Genomic DNA, 16,079 nt, shown 5'->3' on the forward strand with positions numbered 1-16,079 from the left:
CCCGGGTTAGATCGCTTCCTTGCGGGTGAGGAAGTTGAAGGAGATCCATCCCGGCAGTACCGGCAGCCAGAACGTCATCAGGCGGAACAGCAGTACCGCCGAGATGGCGACCTCGCGTTCCAGGCCGGCCGCGATCAGGCCCAGGGTCAGCGTGGTCTCCACCGCGCCGATGCCGCCCGGTGTGGGTGCCGCCGAGCCCAGCGCGTTGCCCGCCAGGAACACCACCGCGATGCTCGCGTAGCTGATGGCCTCGCCGCCCCCGAACGCCCGGACCGACGCGTCCAGGCACATGACGAAGCAGCCGGTCAGCAGCAGCATCCCGCCGATGCCCGTCATCAGCTTCTGCGGTCGCTGGAGCACGTCCAGCATGCGCGGCACCACGCCCGCGAACAGCGCCCGTACCCGCGTCGCGACGAACTTTCGCAGGATCGGGACCGCCGTCACGACGAGGACCAGCACGGCCACCGTCAGCAGCCCCGCGATGACCGTCCTGGACGGGGTCATCTCCGGCGTCTTCTCGGTTCCCGTCAGATAGCCGAAGGCCAGCAGTAGCAGGATGTGGCTGGCCAGCCCGAACAGCTGCGAGGCGCCGACGCTGGCCACCGCCAGCCCCGGCCGGACCCCCGCCCGCTGGAGGAACCGGGTGTTCAGCGCGACACCGCCGACGGCCGCCGGCGCCACCAGCTTCACGAAGGAACCCGCCACCTGCGCCAGTACGGTCCGCAGGAACGGCACCCGCTCCGGCACGAAGCCCAGCAGGCTCATCGCCGCCGCGAAGTAGGTCAGCACGGAGAAGGCCAGGGCCGCACCGACCCAGCCCCACTGCGCCTCGGCGATGATCTTCGCGAAGTCCACGTGGGCCAGCTGCGTGAGCAGGAAGTAGGCGCCGAACGCGCCCGCGATGAAGGACACCAGCGTGCGCGGCCGGATCCGTTCCAGCCGGGCCGGCTCCACCGGCGCCTGCGGGCGCAGCAGCAGGACCTGCTGGCGGATCTGGCTCAGCAGGTCCTCCTCGCGGGCCCCGTCGAGCGCGTCGTCCAGCGCCTTCTTCTCGGCCTTCCGGTCGGCGGCGGCGCTCGTCGTGGCGTCCGCCTCCCGCGCGGCCTTCGCCGCCCGCGAGGACTCCAGTACGGCCTCCCGCTGCCGGTCGGCCCGCTCCCGGGCCAGCTTGCGCAGCGTCGCCCGGGTGGAACGGCTCAGCGCGATCGGCTGGAGCAGCGGCAGGCAGTCCGCCACGGCGTCCGGGCCGAGCACCGACACCGCCGAGGACACCGCCCGCTCCGCGCCGACCCGCAGGCCCAGCGTGGTGAGCAGCTGCGCGATGTCCATCCGGAGCACCAGATCGCCGGCCGCGATCTCGCCGCCGCGCAGGTCGGTGAGGGTCACCTTGCCGGAACGATCCACCACCAGGGCGTCCCCGGTGAGCCGCCGGTGCGCGATCCGCCGCGACTGCAGGGCCCGTACCTGCTCCCACGCGCTGCGGGCCAGATCGTCGGTGATCTCCGCGTCGCAGAGGGAGTCCAGGGTCCGCCCGCCCAGGTGCTCGTACACCAGCATCACGGCGTCCGGGCCGAGCTCGGAGGTGGCGATCAGCTTCGGCGCGTTGGCCCCGGCCGCGATGGCGGCGTACGCGAGGAGCGCCTCCTGTTCCAGCGCCTGGCGCAGCGACGACTGCAGGCTGCGCCGGGTGGTGATGCCGCGCAGCGTGAGCCGGCGCCAGACCCGGTAGAAGAAGCCGTGGGCCTGCTGCTCGCGGTCCACGACGGTGACATCGAGCGGCGGGCCGTCTTCCAGGGTGACGTGGTAGCGGCGGCCCCGGTCGTTCTGCTCGGAATCGGTTCCGTCGGGTGATTCGGCGCGCATCGCGCTGACCGGCTGGAAGCCGACGCGGCGCAGGCCCGCGAGGAGGTTCTGCCCGGTGGGCCGGACGTTCGGCGAGCCGACGGCGTACAGGGTCCCGTACGCGACGCTCCAGCCGATCAGCACGGTCAGGATGATCGAGAACGGCGTGGTGTACCCGCTGACCAGCATCGCGAAGGCGTCGAGCAGGAGCACCACCCACAGCGCCACGCGCCAGCGCGGTCGGCGGGTCATCCCGACGGCGGTCATGTACGCGATCACCGGGGCGAGGTATCCGTGCACCGGGTCGGTGAGCGCCCCGCCGGCGCCGGCGGAGCGGGTGAGGGCGTCCTGGATGCTCGCGGGGGCGGCCTCGGAGACCCACAGGTCGGTCGCGAGGGTCACGCCGTGCGCGAGGACGGCGGCGAGTACGCCGTCGGCGATGCGCAGTCCGTCGCGTTTGATCAGCCGCTCGATGGCGAAGGCGACGGGGACCAGGAGCACGGCGATGCTGGAGACCAGGCCGGCGACCTTGATCAGCAGATCCGGCGCCTGGCCGGTGCCCTTGGTGATGTCCTCCTCCAGGCCGACGGTGGTGCCGTGGGCGAAGGCGGCGATGGCGAGTACGACGGCGATGCCGAGCACGCCGACGAGCAGGCGTACGAGGTCGGACGGCCGGTGCACGCGGGCGGCGAGCAGCGGCTCGTCCACCTCGACCTGGTCGGCGGCGGTCGGGGTGTGGCCGTGCGGCCGCTCCGGGCCGTCGGCCTCGCCGGGGTGGTCGGTGGCACCGTGGTCGGGCTGTTCGGCTGGGCCGCCGGGGTGCGGCGGCTGGTCCCCGGGCCCGGGCATCGGGTCTCCGGGCTGCGGCGGCTGGTCTCCGGGCGGGGGCGTCGGGTCCCCGGGCTGCGGCGGCGGGCCGTCGGGGTGCGCGGCGGGGCCGTCGTCTGGGCGCGCGCCGTCGTCCGTCGCCGCGCCGTCCGGAGGGCTCACACCCTGCTCCTTCGCCTTCACATCCATCTCTTCTTGATCACGTATCACGCGTCACCGCCCGGAAGATGGTGGCACGGACGGGCGGGCGGGGGAGGCATCAGGGTGCGCGCCATCGCGGAAGGAAACGTTCCAAGGCCTCGAAGGCCTTGTCGGCGGAGTGCGGCACCATGTGCCGAATGAGCGAAGAGCTGCCCGCGTACGCGGAGCGGGTACTGGACGCGGTCGAGCGGATTCCGCCCGGCCGGGTGATGACGTACGGGGACGTCGCCGAGTGGCTCGGCGAGGGCGGGCCGCGCCAAGTCGGCCGCGTCATGGCCCTGTACGGGGGAGCCGTGCCCTGGTGGCGAGTGGTCCGGGCGGACGGGCGGCCCCTGCCCGGCAGCGAGCGGCGCGCCCTGGAGCACTACCGGACCGAGTCCACTCCGCTGCGCGGGACCGCGTCCGGCGAGCAGCGGCTCGACATGCGGAAGGCGCGCTGGGACGGCCGGGACGGGGGACCCGGGACGGACGGAAGGGACGAGGCTCACATCTGACAGCTTCCGCCATGGGATGCCCGCGCGGGAGGTCGAAGGTGCGGTCGGAGGTGCGTACGGGGGAGTGCGCGCCGGACCGTGCGAGCGGCGCGGGGTCCCTGCGCGGGAGGCGCCGGTTGCCGTAGCGTTGCCTCTTCGGCCCTCGCGGCCATCGTGGCCATCGCGGCGACCGCCGACCCGGCAGGCCGAGTAGCCCCAGCAACCCCAGCAGACCCAGCAGACCCACCAGGACCGGCAGCTCACGTGATCACCTCTCCCTCCGACCGCTCCGACCGCTCCGAGCGGCGTACGCGGACCCCCGACGCGTATCGCCTGGTGCGCACCGGGCCGGAACGGGTGGATCCCCCTGTCCTGGACGCGGCGCAGCGCGCGGTGGTTGACCACACCGCCGGACCGCTGCTCGTCCTGGCCGGCCCGGGTACGGGAAAGACGACCACGCTCGTCGAGGCGGCCGCCGCCCGGGTCGAGGCCGGGACGGACCCCGCCCGGATCCTGATCCTCACCTTCAGCCGCAAGGCGGCCGTGGAACTCCGCGACCGGGCCGCCCTGCGGCTGGGCGGCGCGCGGGCTCCGCAGGCCACCACCTTCCACTCCTTCTGCTACGGGCTGGTCCGCGCCCACCAGGACACCGACCTGTTCGCGGACCCGCTGCGGCTGCTGTCCGGTCCGGAGCAGGACGTGATGGTGCGCACCCTCCTGGAGGGCCAGCGCCGGATCCGCTCCATCCGCTGGCCCGACGACCTGCGGGCCGCGCTGACCACGCGCGGCTTCGCGGACGAGGTCCGCGCCGTCCTCGCCCGGGCCCGCGAGCTGGGCCTGGGGCCCGCGGCCCTGTCCGACTTCGCCGACCGCATCGGCCGCCCGGACTGGAAGGCGGCGGCGGCGTTCCTCTCCGAATACCTGGACGTCCTGGACATGCAGGGCACGCTGGACTACGCGGAGCTCCTGCACCGGGCGGTCCTGCTCGCGGAACGCACCCCGTCCCTCGCCTCCGCGTACGACGCGATCTACGTGGACGAGTTCCAGGACACCGACGCCTCGCAGCTGCGGCTGCTGCGCGCGCTGACCGGACCGGGCGGCACGCTGGTCGCCTTCGGCGACCCGGACCAGTCGATCTACGCCTTCCGCGGCGCCGACATCAACAACATCCTGGACTTCGAGAGCTCCTTCCCGGGCGCGGCGGTCAAGGCCCTGACCGTCGGCCGCCGTTCCGGCGCGGCCCTGCTGACGGCCACCCGCCTCCTCACCACCCGGATGCCGGTGCCGCGGCTGCCCACGGCGGCGGTACGGGCCCACCGGGGCCTGCGGCCGACGCGGGACGGCGGCCGGGTCGAGGTACTCACGTACCCGACGGCCGGCGCCGAGCTCGACAACATCGCCGACATCCTGCGCCGGGCGCACCTGGAGGACGGGGTGCCGTGGCAGGACATGGCTGTCCTGGTCCGCTCCGGCGGCCGCACCCTCCCGGCGATGCGCCGCGCCCTGATCTCGGCCGGAGTCCCGGCCGAGACGGACGGCTCGGACACCCCCCTGCGCCACGAACCCGCCGCGTCCCCCCTCCTGACGGCCCTCCGCACGGTCGCCCAACCGGCCCCGCCCCCCGCCGCCGGGGGATCGAACACGCCCGACCAGGCGGGCACCCCCGCCCTGGCGGGCACCCCTGCCACGGCGGGCACCGCCGAGCCGGACGGCACCGCCGAGCCGGACGGCACCGCCGACCCGGGGGGCAGCGCCGCCACGGCGGGCACCGCCGACCCGGATGGCGCCGCCGACCCGGCGGGTGCCCCGGGCGGGGGTGCTGTCGGTCGGGTCGAGGGCGGGGTGGACGAGGGGTGGGTCGGGGTGGAGGCCGCGCTGACGCTGCTCGGGTCGCCGCTCGGGGGGATGGACGCCGCCGATCTGCGCCGGCTCGGCCGGGCGCTGCGCGATGAGGAGCGGGCCGCCGGGGTCAAGGTGCCCGCGCCCTCCGACGTCCTGCTCGCGCGGGCGCTCGCCGAGCCGGAGCGACTCGTCGCGCACGACCCCTCGTACGCCCGCGGAGCGCAGCGGCTGGGCCTCCTGCTGCGCAAGGCCCGCGAGCTGCTCCAGGGCGGCGGCACCGCCGAGGAGGCCCTCTGGGTCCTCTGGGACGGCACCCCCTGGCCGCAGCGGCTGGAACGCAACGCCCGGCGCGGCGGCGCGGCCGGGCGCAACGCCGACCGCGACCTCGACGCGGTCTGCGCCCTCTTCGACACCGCCGCCCGCGCGGAGGAGCGCACCGGCGGCCGGGGCGCGCTCAACTTCCTCGAACAGCTCGAAGCCGAGGACATCGCCGCCGACACCCTGACGGGCAGGACCGCCCGCTCCGACGCCGTACGGCTCATGACCGCCCACCGGTCCAAGGGCCTGGAGTGGTCGCTGGTCGTCGTGGCCGGCGTTCAGGAAGGGCTCTGGCCCGACCTGCGGCGGCGCGGCTCCCTGCTCGAAGCCGACCGCATCGGGCGCGACGGCCTCGCCGAACCCCTCACCCCCGGCGCCCTGCTCGCCGAGGAACGGCGCCTCTTCTACGTCGCCGCCACCCGCGCCCGCGACCGCCTCGTCGTCACCGCCGTCAAGGCCTCCGCCGACGACGGAGACCAGCCCTCCCGCTTCCTCACCGAGCTCGGCGTCACCCCGAAGGACGTCACCGGACGGCCCCGCCGCCCCCTCGCCGTACCCGCGCTCGTCGCGGAACTCCGCGCCACCACCGTCGATCCCGACGCGTCCCCGGCCCTGCGCGACGCGGCCGCCCGCCGTCTCGCCCGCCTCGCCGCGCTCACCGACGAGGAGGACCGCCCGCTCGTCCCCGCCGCGCACCCGCAGCGCTGGTGGGGCCTGTACGAGCCCACCCGCAGCAGCGTCCCGCTGCGCGACCGGGACCGGCCCGTCGCCCTGTCCGGCAGCGCCCTGGACCAGCTGGCCAACACCTGTTCCCTCCAGTGGTTCCTCGGCCGGGAGGTCAAGGCCGACGCCCCCTCCACCGCCGCCCAGGGCTTCGGCAACGTCGTCCACGTCCTCGCCGACGAGGTCGCCTCCGGGCGCACCCCCGCCGACCTCGCCGTCCTCATGGAACGCCTCGACTCCGTCTGGGACGCCCTCGCCTTCGACGCCCCCTGGAAATCCCGCCAGGAGAAGGAGAACGCCCGCGCCGCCCTGGAGCGCTTCCTGCGCTGGCACACCACCGACCGGGGCGGCCGGGAGGCCGTGGCCACCGAGCACGACTTCGACGTCACGCTCGACGCGGGCGAGTACGCCGTCCGCATCCGGGGCTCCATGGACCGCGTCGAGGCGGACCCGCAGGGGCGCGCGTACGTCGTCGACTTCAAGACGGGCAAGGGCGCGCCGACGAAGGACGAGGTCGCCCGCCACCCCCAGCTGGCCGTCTACCAGCTCGCGGTCCGCGAAGGCGCCGTCGACGAGGTCTTCGACGGGCTGCGCCCCGAGCCGGGCGGCGCCGAACTCGTCCAGCTGCGCCAGGGCGCGCCCCAGCGCGACGGCGGCGACACGGTCCCCAGGATCCAGGCGCAGCAGTCGCTGGACGGCGAATGGGTCGGCGACCTGCTCGCCACCGCCGCCGGGCGGGTCCTGGACGAGCGGTTCGCCCCCGCCGCCGGAAAGCACTGCGACCACTGCTCCTTCCGCAGCTCGTGCAGTGCCCGCCCGGAGGGCCGCCAGACCGTGGAGTGAGACGCCGGCCGGGAGTGTCGGTGGGTGCGGCTAGCCTCTTCACGTGTCCGCGCGTCCGTCCGTCCTCACCGACCCCGAGCAGCTCAAGGAGCTCCTCGGTATCCCTTTCACACCCGAACAGATGGCCTGCGTCACGGCTCCGGCGGCCCCGCAGGTGATCGTCGCGGGCGCCGGCTCCGGCAAGACCACCGTCATGGCCGCCCGCGTGGTCTGGCTGGTCGGCACGGGCGCCGTCGCGCCCGAGCAGGTCCTCGGCCTGACCTTCACCAACAAGGCCGCCGGTGAGCTGGCCGAGCGCGTCCGCAAGGCCCTCGCGCGGGCCGGCATCACGGACCCGGACCCCTTCCCGTTCCCGTTCCCGGGAGGGGCCGGGGCAGGGGCCGGAGCGGAGTCCGAGGCGGGCGGCGGCGAGCCGCGGATCTCCACGTACCACGCCTTCGCCGGGCAGCTCCTCAAGGACCACGGCATGCGCATCGGGCTGGAGCCCAGCGCCCGGCTGCTCGCCGACGCCACGCGCTTCCAGCTGGCCGCCCGCGTGCTGCGCGAGGCCCCCGGTCCGTACCCGTCGCTCACCAAGTCGATCCCCGACCTGGTCAGCGACCTGCTCGCGCTCGACGGGGAACTCTCCGAGCACCTGGTCACACCGGAGGACCTGCGCGCGTACGACACCGGGCTGCTGGAGGTGCTGGCCGGCACCAAGCTCACCAACGAGGATCTGCGCAAGGTCCCGGAGGCGGCGCGCGGCCGCCTCGAACTGGTGGAGCTCGTCGCGCGCTACCGCGCCGCCAAACGCTCCCGCGACCTGCTCGACTTCAGCGACCAGATAGCCCTCTCCGCGCAGCTCGCCACCACCCGGCCCGAGGTGGGAGCGCTGCTGCGCGAGGAGTTCCGGGTGGTCCTGCTCGACGAGTACCAGGACACCTCCGTCGCGCAGCGCCTGCTGCTGTCCGGCCTCTTCGGCGGCGGCACCGGGCACGCGGTGACCGCCGTCGGCGACCCCTGCCAGGCGATCTACGGCTGGCGCGGCGCCTCCGTGGCCAACCTGGACGACTTCCCCGAGCACTTCCCGCACGCGGACGGCAGCCCGGCCACCCGCTTCTCGCTCAGCGAGAACCGGCGCAGCGGCGGCCGCCTGCTGGATCTCGCCAACGGCCTGGCCGCGCCGCTGCGGTCGATGCACGAGGGCGTCGAGGCCCTGCGCCCGGCGCCGGGGGAGGAACGGGCGGGCTCCGTGCGCTGCGCGCTGCTGCCCACGCACGCCGAGGAGCTGGAGTGGCTCGCCGACTCGGTGGCCCACCTGGTCCGCACCGGGACGGAGCCGCGCGAGATCGCGGTGCTGTGCCGGTCCGGCGGGGACTTCGCGCGGATCCAGGCCGTCCTGGTGGCCCGGGACGTCCCCGTCGAGGTGGTCGGCCTGTCCGGACTGCTCCACCTGCCGGAGGTCGCCGACCTCGTCGCGGTCTGCGAGGTCCTCCAGGACCCGGGAGCCAACGCCTCGCTCGTCCGGCTGCTGATCGGCCCGCGCTGGCGGATCGGCGCCCGCGATCTGGCCCTGCTGGGCCGCCGGGCCCGCCAGCTGGTCGGCCGGGCGCCGGTGTCCGGCGACGACCCGGACGAGCGCCTCGCGGCGGCGGTCGAGGGCGTGGACCCGGCGGAGGTCGTCTCGCTGGCGGACGCGCTGGAGACGTTCCTGGACGGCTCGGGGGGCGGGGGCCGGTCGGCCGCCGTGGAGGACCTGCCGTTCTCCGCCGAGGCCCGGGTCCGGTTCGCGCACCTCGCCCAGGAGCTGCGCGACCTGCGCCGCTCCCTCGCGGACCCGCTGATGGACGTACTGCACCGGGTGCTGGCGACGACCGGCCTGGAGGTGGAGCTGTCGGCGTCCCCGCACGCGCTGGCGGCCCGCCGCCGCGAAACGCTGTCCGGCTTCCTGGACGTTGCGGCCGGCTTCGCCTCCCTGGACGGCGAGGCCACCCTGCTGGCCTTCCTGGCGTTCCTGCGTACGGCCGTCCAGTACGAGAAGGGCCTGGACCACGCCCTGCCGGGCGGGGAGAACACGGTGAAGGTGCTCACCGCGCACAAGTCCAAGGGCCTGGAGTGGGACGTCGTCGTGGTCCCGGACCTGTGCGCGGGCTCGTTCCCGAAGGAGAAGGCCCCGGAGGCCTGGACCTCGTACGCGAAGGTCCTGCCGTACGCGCTGCGCGGGGACGCGGGCACCCTGCCGGGGGACCCGGCGTGGACCTCGGCCGGGCTGAAGTCCTTCAAGGCGGATCTGAAGCACCACAAGGAGGTCGAGGAACTCCGCCTGGGCTACGTGACGTTCACCCGCCCGCGCTCGCTGCTGCTGGCGTCGGGCCACTGGTGGGGGCCGACCCAGAAGAAGCGTCGAGGTCCTTCGCCGTTCCTGGACGCCCTCCGCGCCCACTGCGAGGCGGGGCGCGGTGAGATCGAGGCCTGGGCGGAGGAGCCCGACGCGGACGCCGTGAACCCGGCCCTCGCCACCGACGCCACCCCGGACCAGTCCTGGCCCCTGCCCCTGGACCCGGACTCCCTGACCCTGCGCCGCCACGCGGCGGCCCTGGTCGAATCCCACCTCGCGACCCCGCCGCCCCCGGAGGACCCCTACCTGTGGCCTCCGGACTGCGAGGACCCGTCGTACGAGTCGGAACCGCCGCACGACGACGCCGACTGGTCCGACGACGCGGTGTGGTCCGACGACGCCGACCCGTGGTCGGAGCAGCCCCCGCGGACCGGCTCCGCCGAGGGCGAGGGCGAGGGCGAGGGCGAGGGCGCCGGCAACGGCGAGGGCGCGGCCATGGCCGTGGACGACCTGTGGTCGGGTGAGGACCTGTGGGCCGCGGGCCCGGCCCCCGCTGGGGCCCCGTCCGACGGCACGTCCGTACTCGCGACAGCGGCCCCGGCCGACGGCCCCGGCAGGGCCCCCGGCAGGGCCCCCGGCCCGCGCGGGGGCGGAGTCCTGGCCGGGGGCAGGTCCGCGCCGGGCGGCGACGAGGGGTTGACCCTGCCCGCCCCCCGCAGGGCCGGCGGCGGGCTCACGCCTGAAGAGGCGCGGGCCATCGCTTCCTGGGACCGCGACCTCGACGCCCTGGAGGGCGAGCTCCGCCGTGCCCGGGCGGCCGTCCGGGACGTCCCGCTCCCGTCCGCCCTCTCCGCCAGCCAGCTCATGCGCCTCGCCGCCGACGAACAGGCCTTCGCCCGCGACCTCGCCCGCCCCATGCCCCAGCCGCCCCAACCCGCGGCGCGCCAGGGCACGCGCTTCCACGCCTGGGTGGAGTCCCGCTTCGACGAGCTCCCCCTCCCCTTCCTCGACGTCCTCGACCCCCTCACCGACCTGCCCGGCGCCGACACCGAAACCGACCCCGACACAGGCACGGGCACCGGCACCGGCACCGGCTCCGACCAGGAGATCGCCGACGAGGCCGACCTCGACTCCCTCAAGGCGGCCTTCGAGCGGAGCGAATACGCCGAGCGGACCCCCCACCGCATGGAGGTCCCGGTCCAGCTCACCCTCGCCGGCCGCGTGATCCGCGGCCGGATCGACGCCGTCTACAAGAACACCGACCAGACCTTCGAGATCGTCGACTGGAAGACCGGCCGCTCCACCGACGCCGATCCCCTCCAGCTCGCCGTCTACCGCCTGGCCTGGTCGGAGACCACCGGTACCCCCCTCGACCGGATCACCGCGGCCTTCCTCCACGTCCGCAGCGGCCGCGTGATCCGCCCCCGCGGCCTCCCCGACAGAGCCCGTCTTGAGCGGATCCTCCAAGGCAATTCGGGCACGGACGGTGACCATGAGGCGGACGGTTAGGCTCGTGGCCATGAGCGAACTCCCGGCGGACAGCGTCGTCCGCACGTACATCGACACCCACCGCGCGGACTTCCTCGACGACCTCGTCGACTGGCTGCGCATCCCGTCCGTCTCGGCGCAGCCCGAGCACGCGGGCGACGTACGCCGCAGCGCCGAATGGCTCGCGGGGAAGCTCAAGGAGACCGGCTTCCCGGTCGCCGAGGTCTGGGAGACGGACGGCGCCCCCGCCGTCTTCGCCGAGTGGCCCGCCGCCGACCCGGCCGCCCCCACCGTCCTCGTCTACGGGCACCACGACGTGCAGCCCGCCGCGCTCACCGACGGCTGGCACACCGACCCGTTCGAGCCGGTCGTCAAGGAGGGCCGGATGTACGGCCGGGGCGCCGCCGACGACAAGGGCCAGGTGTTCTTCCACACACTCGGCGTCCGGGCCCACCTCGCCGCGGCCGGCGCCGAGGCCCCCGCCGTGCACCTCAAGATGCTCATCGAGGGCGAGGAGGAGTCCGGCTCCCCGCACTTCCGCGCCCTGGTCGAACGCGAGGCGCGGCGCCTGGCCGCCGACGTCGTGATCGTCTCCGACACCGGCATGTGGTCCGAGACCACCCCCACCGTCTGCACCGGCATGCGCGGCGTCGCCGACTGCGAGATCGACCTCCACGGCCCGGACCAGGACATCCACTCCGGCGCCTTCGGCGGGGCCGTGCCCAACCCGGCCACCGTCGCCGCCCGCCTCGTCGCGGCGCTGCACGACGCCGACGAGCGGGTCACGATCCCCGGCTTCTACGACAACGTCGCCGAACTCACGGACGCCGAGCGCGAGCTGATCGCCGAGCTGCCCTTCGACGAGTCCGAGTGGCTCCGTACGGCCAAGTCCCACGCCGCGTCCGGCGAGCGGGGCTACTCCACCCTGGAGCGTGTCTGGGCCCGGCCGACCGCCGAGGTCAACGGCATCGGCGGCGGCTACCAGGGCCCCGGCGGCAAGACCATCGTGCCCGCCTCCGCACACCTGAAGCTCTCGTTCCGCCTGGTCTCCGGGCAGGACCCCTACGAGGTCGAGGCCGCCGTCCGGGACTGGGTCGCGGCCCGGATCCCAGCCGGAATCCGGCACTCCATCATCTTCGGCGCCCCCACCCGGCCCTGCCTGACCCCGCTGGACCATCCGGCGCTGCAGTCCGTCGTCCGGGCCATGGGCCGCGCCTTCGGCCAGAAGGTCCGGTTCACCCGCGAGGGCGGCTCGGGACCCGCGGCGGACCTCCAGGACGTCCTGGACGCACCCGTGCTCTTCCTCGGGATCTCCGTACCCTCCGACGGCTGGCACGCGCCGAACGAGAAGGTCGAGCTGGACCTGCTCCTCAAGGGCGTCGAGACGGCCGCCTACCTCTGGGGCGACCTGGCCGCCCACTGGCCGCGCCCCTGAACGGCGCGCGCCGCCCGCCCCACCGCCCGCGCACCCACGTCCGTACGCCTGCCTTGTCCCACCACCGGGGGAGTTGCAAGTACCTGTGAGCACCCATACCGAGCCCCAGCGCCCGATCTCGCTGACCGCGCCCAGCGGAATCGACCGTGCCGCGCACCACCGCCTCGACGAGGCCTGGCTCGCCGCCGCCTGGAGCCACCCGACGACCCGTGTGTTCGTGGTCTCCGGCGGCCAGGTCCTGATCGACGACACCCCCGACGGCGGCACCGGGATCGTGATGACCCCGGCCTTCGAGGCCCCGGTCACCGAGACCCACCGCTACTTCCTGGGCACCGACGAGGACGGCGTACGGTACTTCGCGCTGCAGAAGGACTCGCTGCCGGGCCGGATGGACCAGTCGGCCCGCCCGGCCGGCCTGCGGGAGGCCGGGCTGCTGCTCCCGCCGCGCGACGCCGGGCTGCTGGTGCACGCGGTGGCCCTGGAGAACTGGCAGCGGATGCACCGGTTCTGCTCCCGGTGCGGCGAGCGCACGGTTGTCGCGGCCGCCGGGCACATCCGGCGCTGCCCGGGCTGTGGCGCCGAGCACTACCCGCGGACCGACCCGGCAGTGATCATGCTGGTCACGGACGAGCACGACCGCGCCCTGCTGGGCCGCCAGGTGCACTGGCCCGAGGGCCGCTTCTCGACGCTGGCCGGGTTCGTGGAGCCGGGCGAGTCCATCGAGCAGTCGGTGGTCCGCGAGGTGTGGGAGGAAGCGGGTGTCCGGGTCGGCGAGGTCGAGTACGTCGCCAGCCAGCCCTGGCCGTTCCCGTACAGCCTGATGCTGGGCTTCACCGCCCGCGCGGTCACCTCGGAGATCACCGTCGACGGCGAGGAGATCGAGGAGGCGCGCTGGTTCTCCCGCGAGGACCTGCGCGCGGCGATCGAGGCCGGCGAGGTGCTGCCCCCGGCGGGCGGAATCTCCATCGCCGCTCGCCTGGTCGAGCAGTGGTACGGCAAGCCGCTGCCGCGCCCGACCGCGCAGCAGTAACACTCGTCACACGGGTCAGCAGGTCAGCAGAAAGGCCCCCGCCTCGGCGGGGGCCTTTCCACTGTGCGTGTGACGTGCGGGTCGGACCGGCCGGTCAGACGGCGAGGGCCTGCTTGACCTGCGCCAGGCTCGGGTTCGTCATGACGGACTCGCTGCCGCCGACGGACTTCACGAGCACGGTCGGAACCGTCTGGTTGCCGCCGTTCGCCTTCTCCACGAACGCCGCGGACGCCGGGTCGAGCTCGATGTTGATCTCGTTGTACGCGATGCCTTCCCGGTCCAGCTGCTTCTTCAGCCGGTTGCAGTAGCCGCACCAGGTCGTGCTGTACATCGTGACGGTGCCCGTGTCCTGCATGCTGCGCTCTCCTTCGTGGGGGCCTCGGTGGTGGTCCGAGTACTCGAACGTACGGGACCGCCCCGCCATTCCCGGCCCCGCCTTCGAATAAGTACGACGGATACCTGCGGCCTGTGGACAAGTTTCTCGGCCGTCCCTCCAGACCTGGCAGCATGGCAGGGTGACAGCAGCAACGCACTCCTCAGCTTTCCCCGCCGCCGCCGACTCGGCCGACGCGGTGCTCCTGGGCCTGGACCCGGAGCAGCGCGAGGTCGCGACGACCCTGCGCGGGCCCGTGTGCGTGCTGGCCGGCGCCGGTACCGGCAAGACCCGAGCGATCACCCACCGCATCGCCTACGGCGTCCGGTCCGGCCAGCTGATGCCGGCCAGCGTGCTGGCCGTCACCTTCACCAACCGCGCCGCCGGCGAGATGCGCGGCCGGCTGCGCTCCCTCGGCGCGGGCGGGGTCCAGGCCCGGACCTTCCACTCCGCCGCCCTGCGCCAGCTCCAGTACTTCTGGCCCAAGGCCGTCGGGGGAGACGTGCCCCGGCTCGTCGAGCGCAAGATCCAGCTCGTCGCGGAGGCCGGTTCGCGCTGCCGCATCCGCCTCGACCGGGGTGAGCTGCGGGACGTCACCGGCGAGATCGAGTGGGCCAAGGTCACCCAGACCGTGCCCGCCGACTATCCGGTGGCCGCCCTCAAGGCCGGCCGCGAGGCACCCCGGGACATGGCCGAGATCGCCCAGATCTACGGGACGTACGAGCAGATCAAGCGCGACCGCGGCATGATCGACTTCGAGGACGTGCTGCTCCTCACCGTCGGCATCCTCCAGGACCGGCACGACATCGCCGAGCAGATCCGCGCCCAGTACCAGCACTTCGTGGTGGACGAGTACCAGGACGTCAGCCCGCTCCAGCAGCGCCTGCTGGAGCTGTGGCTCGGCGACCGCGACAGCCTCTGCGTCGTCGGCGACGCCAGCCAGACGATCTACTCCTTCACCGGCGCCACCCCCGACCACCTGCTGTCGTTCCGCAGCCGCTACCCCCAGGCCACCGTGGTCAAGCTGGTCCGCGACTACCGCTCCACCCCGCAGGTGGTCCACCTCGCCAACGGGCTGCTGAACCAAGCCAAGGGCCGAGCCGCCGAGCACCGCCTGGAGCTGATCTCCCAGCGCGAGCCCGGCCCCGACCCGGTCTACGCCGAGTACCCGGACGAGCCCGCCGAGGCCGAGGGGGTCGCCGCCCGGATCCGGGACCTGATCGCCGCCGGCGTCCCGGCCGGCGAGATCGCCGTCCTCTACCGCATCAACGCCCAGTCCGAGGTCTACGAGCAGGCCCTCGCCGACGCCGGAGTTCCCTACCAGCTGCGCGGAGCCGAGCGGTTCTTCGAGCGCGCCGAGATCCAGAAGGCGATCCTCACCCTGCGCGGAGCCGCCCGCTCCGGCGGGAACGACGCGCTGCTCGACGATGTCGTGGAGCTCGGCTCCCAGGTCCGGGCCGTGCTCAGCTCCACCGGCTGGACCGCCGAACCGCCGGCCGGTTCCGGCGCCGTGCGCGACCAGTGGGAGTCCGTGGCCGCGCTGGTCCGGCTGGCCGAGGACTTCGCCCGGGCCCGGCCCGGCGCCACCCTGGCGGACCTCACCGTCGAGCTGGAGGAGCGCAAGGCCGCCCAGCACGCGCCGACCGTCCAGGGCGTCACCCTCGCCTCGCTGCACGCGGCGAAGGGCCTGGAGTGGGACGCCGTGTTCCTGGTCGGCCTCACTGACGGCATGGTGCCGATCACCTACGCCAAGACCGACGAGCAGGTCGAGGAGGAGCGCCGACTGCTCTACGTCGGTGTCACCCGGGCGCGGCTGCACCTGACGCTCTCCTGGGGGCTCTCCCGCGCTCCGGGCGGCCGGGCCTCCCGACGCCCCAGCCGCTTCCTGAACGGCCTGCGGCCGGGCTCCGCGGCCCCGGGCGGCCGGGACGGCGCGGCGGCCGAGCGCGGGGCCCGCAAGCGCGCCCGCCGCGGCCCGGTGCTCTGCCGGGTCTGCGGCAAGACCCTGACCGAGGCCGGCGAGCTGAAGCTGATGCGCTGTGAGGACTGCCCGTCCGACATGGACGAGGGGCTCTACGAGCGGCTGCGGGAGTGGCGCGCGGTCCAGTCGAAGGAGCAAGGGCTGCCCGCGTACTGCGTCTTCACGGACAAGACCCTGATGGCGATCGCGGAGGCCGCGCCGTCCGAGGCGGGCGAGCTGTCTATGATCTCGGGGGTGGGCGGTCGCAAGCTTGAGCGGTATGGAGCCGACGTCCTGACCATCTGCGCAGGTGAGGAGCCTGGGGGCGCGGAAGCTGACGACGCGTAGAAACTCGTCGGAAAAATAGTTTGCGCATGCCCAGCGAATCCCCATAGGTTCTTAGCAA

At 74.2% G+C, this 16,079-nt stretch carries 8 protein-coding genes; 6 read left to right on the forward strand and 2 right to left on the reverse strand.

The features are described from left to right. Positions 1-6: 6 nt before the first annotated feature. On the reverse strand, positions 7-2,859 hold the full coding sequence (locus tag MTF65_RS11815) for a lysylphosphatidylglycerol synthase transmembrane domain-containing protein (protein WP_243628504.1): 2,853 nt from the start codon (positions 2,857-2,859) through the stop codon (positions 7-9). 149 nt (positions 2,860-3,008) lie between these two features. Between MTF65_RS11815 and MTF65_RS11820 the strand changes: the two genes are divergently transcribed. The 5 genes from MTF65_RS11820 (at position 3,009) to nudC (ending at position 13,340) form a co-directional block, all read left to right on the forward strand. Continuing rightward, positions 3,009-3,365: an MGMT family protein gene (locus MTF65_RS11820; RefSeq protein ID WP_279398810.1), complete on the forward strand. Its 357-nt coding sequence runs from the start codon at positions 3,009-3,011 to the stop codon at positions 3,363-3,365. 243 nt (positions 3,366-3,608) lie between these two features. Then, positions 3,609-7,070: an ATP-dependent DNA helicase gene (locus MTF65_RS11825; RefSeq protein WP_243628506.1), complete on the forward strand. Its 3,462-nt coding sequence runs from the start codon at positions 3,609-3,611 to the stop codon at positions 7,068-7,070. 43 nt (positions 7,071-7,113) lie between these two features. Next, the gene (locus MTF65_RS11830) at positions 7,114-10,896 is read left to right on the forward strand and encodes an ATP-dependent DNA helicase (protein ID WP_243628507.1); all 3,783 of its coding nucleotides are present in this window, start codon (positions 7,114-7,116) and stop codon (positions 10,894-10,896) included. A 10-nt stretch (positions 10,897-10,906) separates the two neighbouring features. Next, on the forward strand, positions 10,907-12,310 hold the full coding sequence (locus tag MTF65_RS11835) for a dipeptidase (protein WP_243628508.1): 1,404 nt from the start codon (positions 10,907-10,909) through the stop codon (positions 12,308-12,310). An 85-nt stretch (positions 12,311-12,395) separates the two neighbouring features. Further along, complete coding sequence (gene nudC / locus MTF65_RS11840) at positions 12,396-13,340, forward strand: NAD(+) diphosphatase (RefSeq protein WP_243628509.1); 945 nt, start codon at positions 12,396-12,398, stop codon at positions 13,338-13,340. Between the two features lie 94 nt (positions 13,341-13,434). Here the strand turns inward: nudC and MTF65_RS11845 are convergent, their stop codons facing one another. Next, complete coding sequence (locus MTF65_RS11845; protein WP_243628510.1) at positions 13,435-13,695, reverse strand: mycoredoxin; 261 nt, start codon at positions 13,693-13,695, stop codon at positions 13,435-13,437. 160 nt (positions 13,696-13,855) lie between these two features. On the opposite strand from MTF65_RS11845, the gene MTF65_RS11850 reads away from it, so the two are divergent. Next, the gene (locus MTF65_RS11850; RefSeq protein ID WP_243628511.1) at positions 13,856-16,021 is read left to right on the forward strand and encodes an ATP-dependent DNA helicase UvrD2; all 2,166 of its coding nucleotides are present in this window, start codon (positions 13,856-13,858) and stop codon (positions 16,019-16,021) included. Positions 16,022-16,079: the final 58 nt, after the last annotated feature.

The organism is Streptomyces sp. APSN-46.1 (assembly GCF_022815725.1).
Classification (GTDB): domain Bacteria; phylum Actinomycetota; class Actinomycetes; order Streptomycetales; family Streptomycetaceae; genus Streptomyces.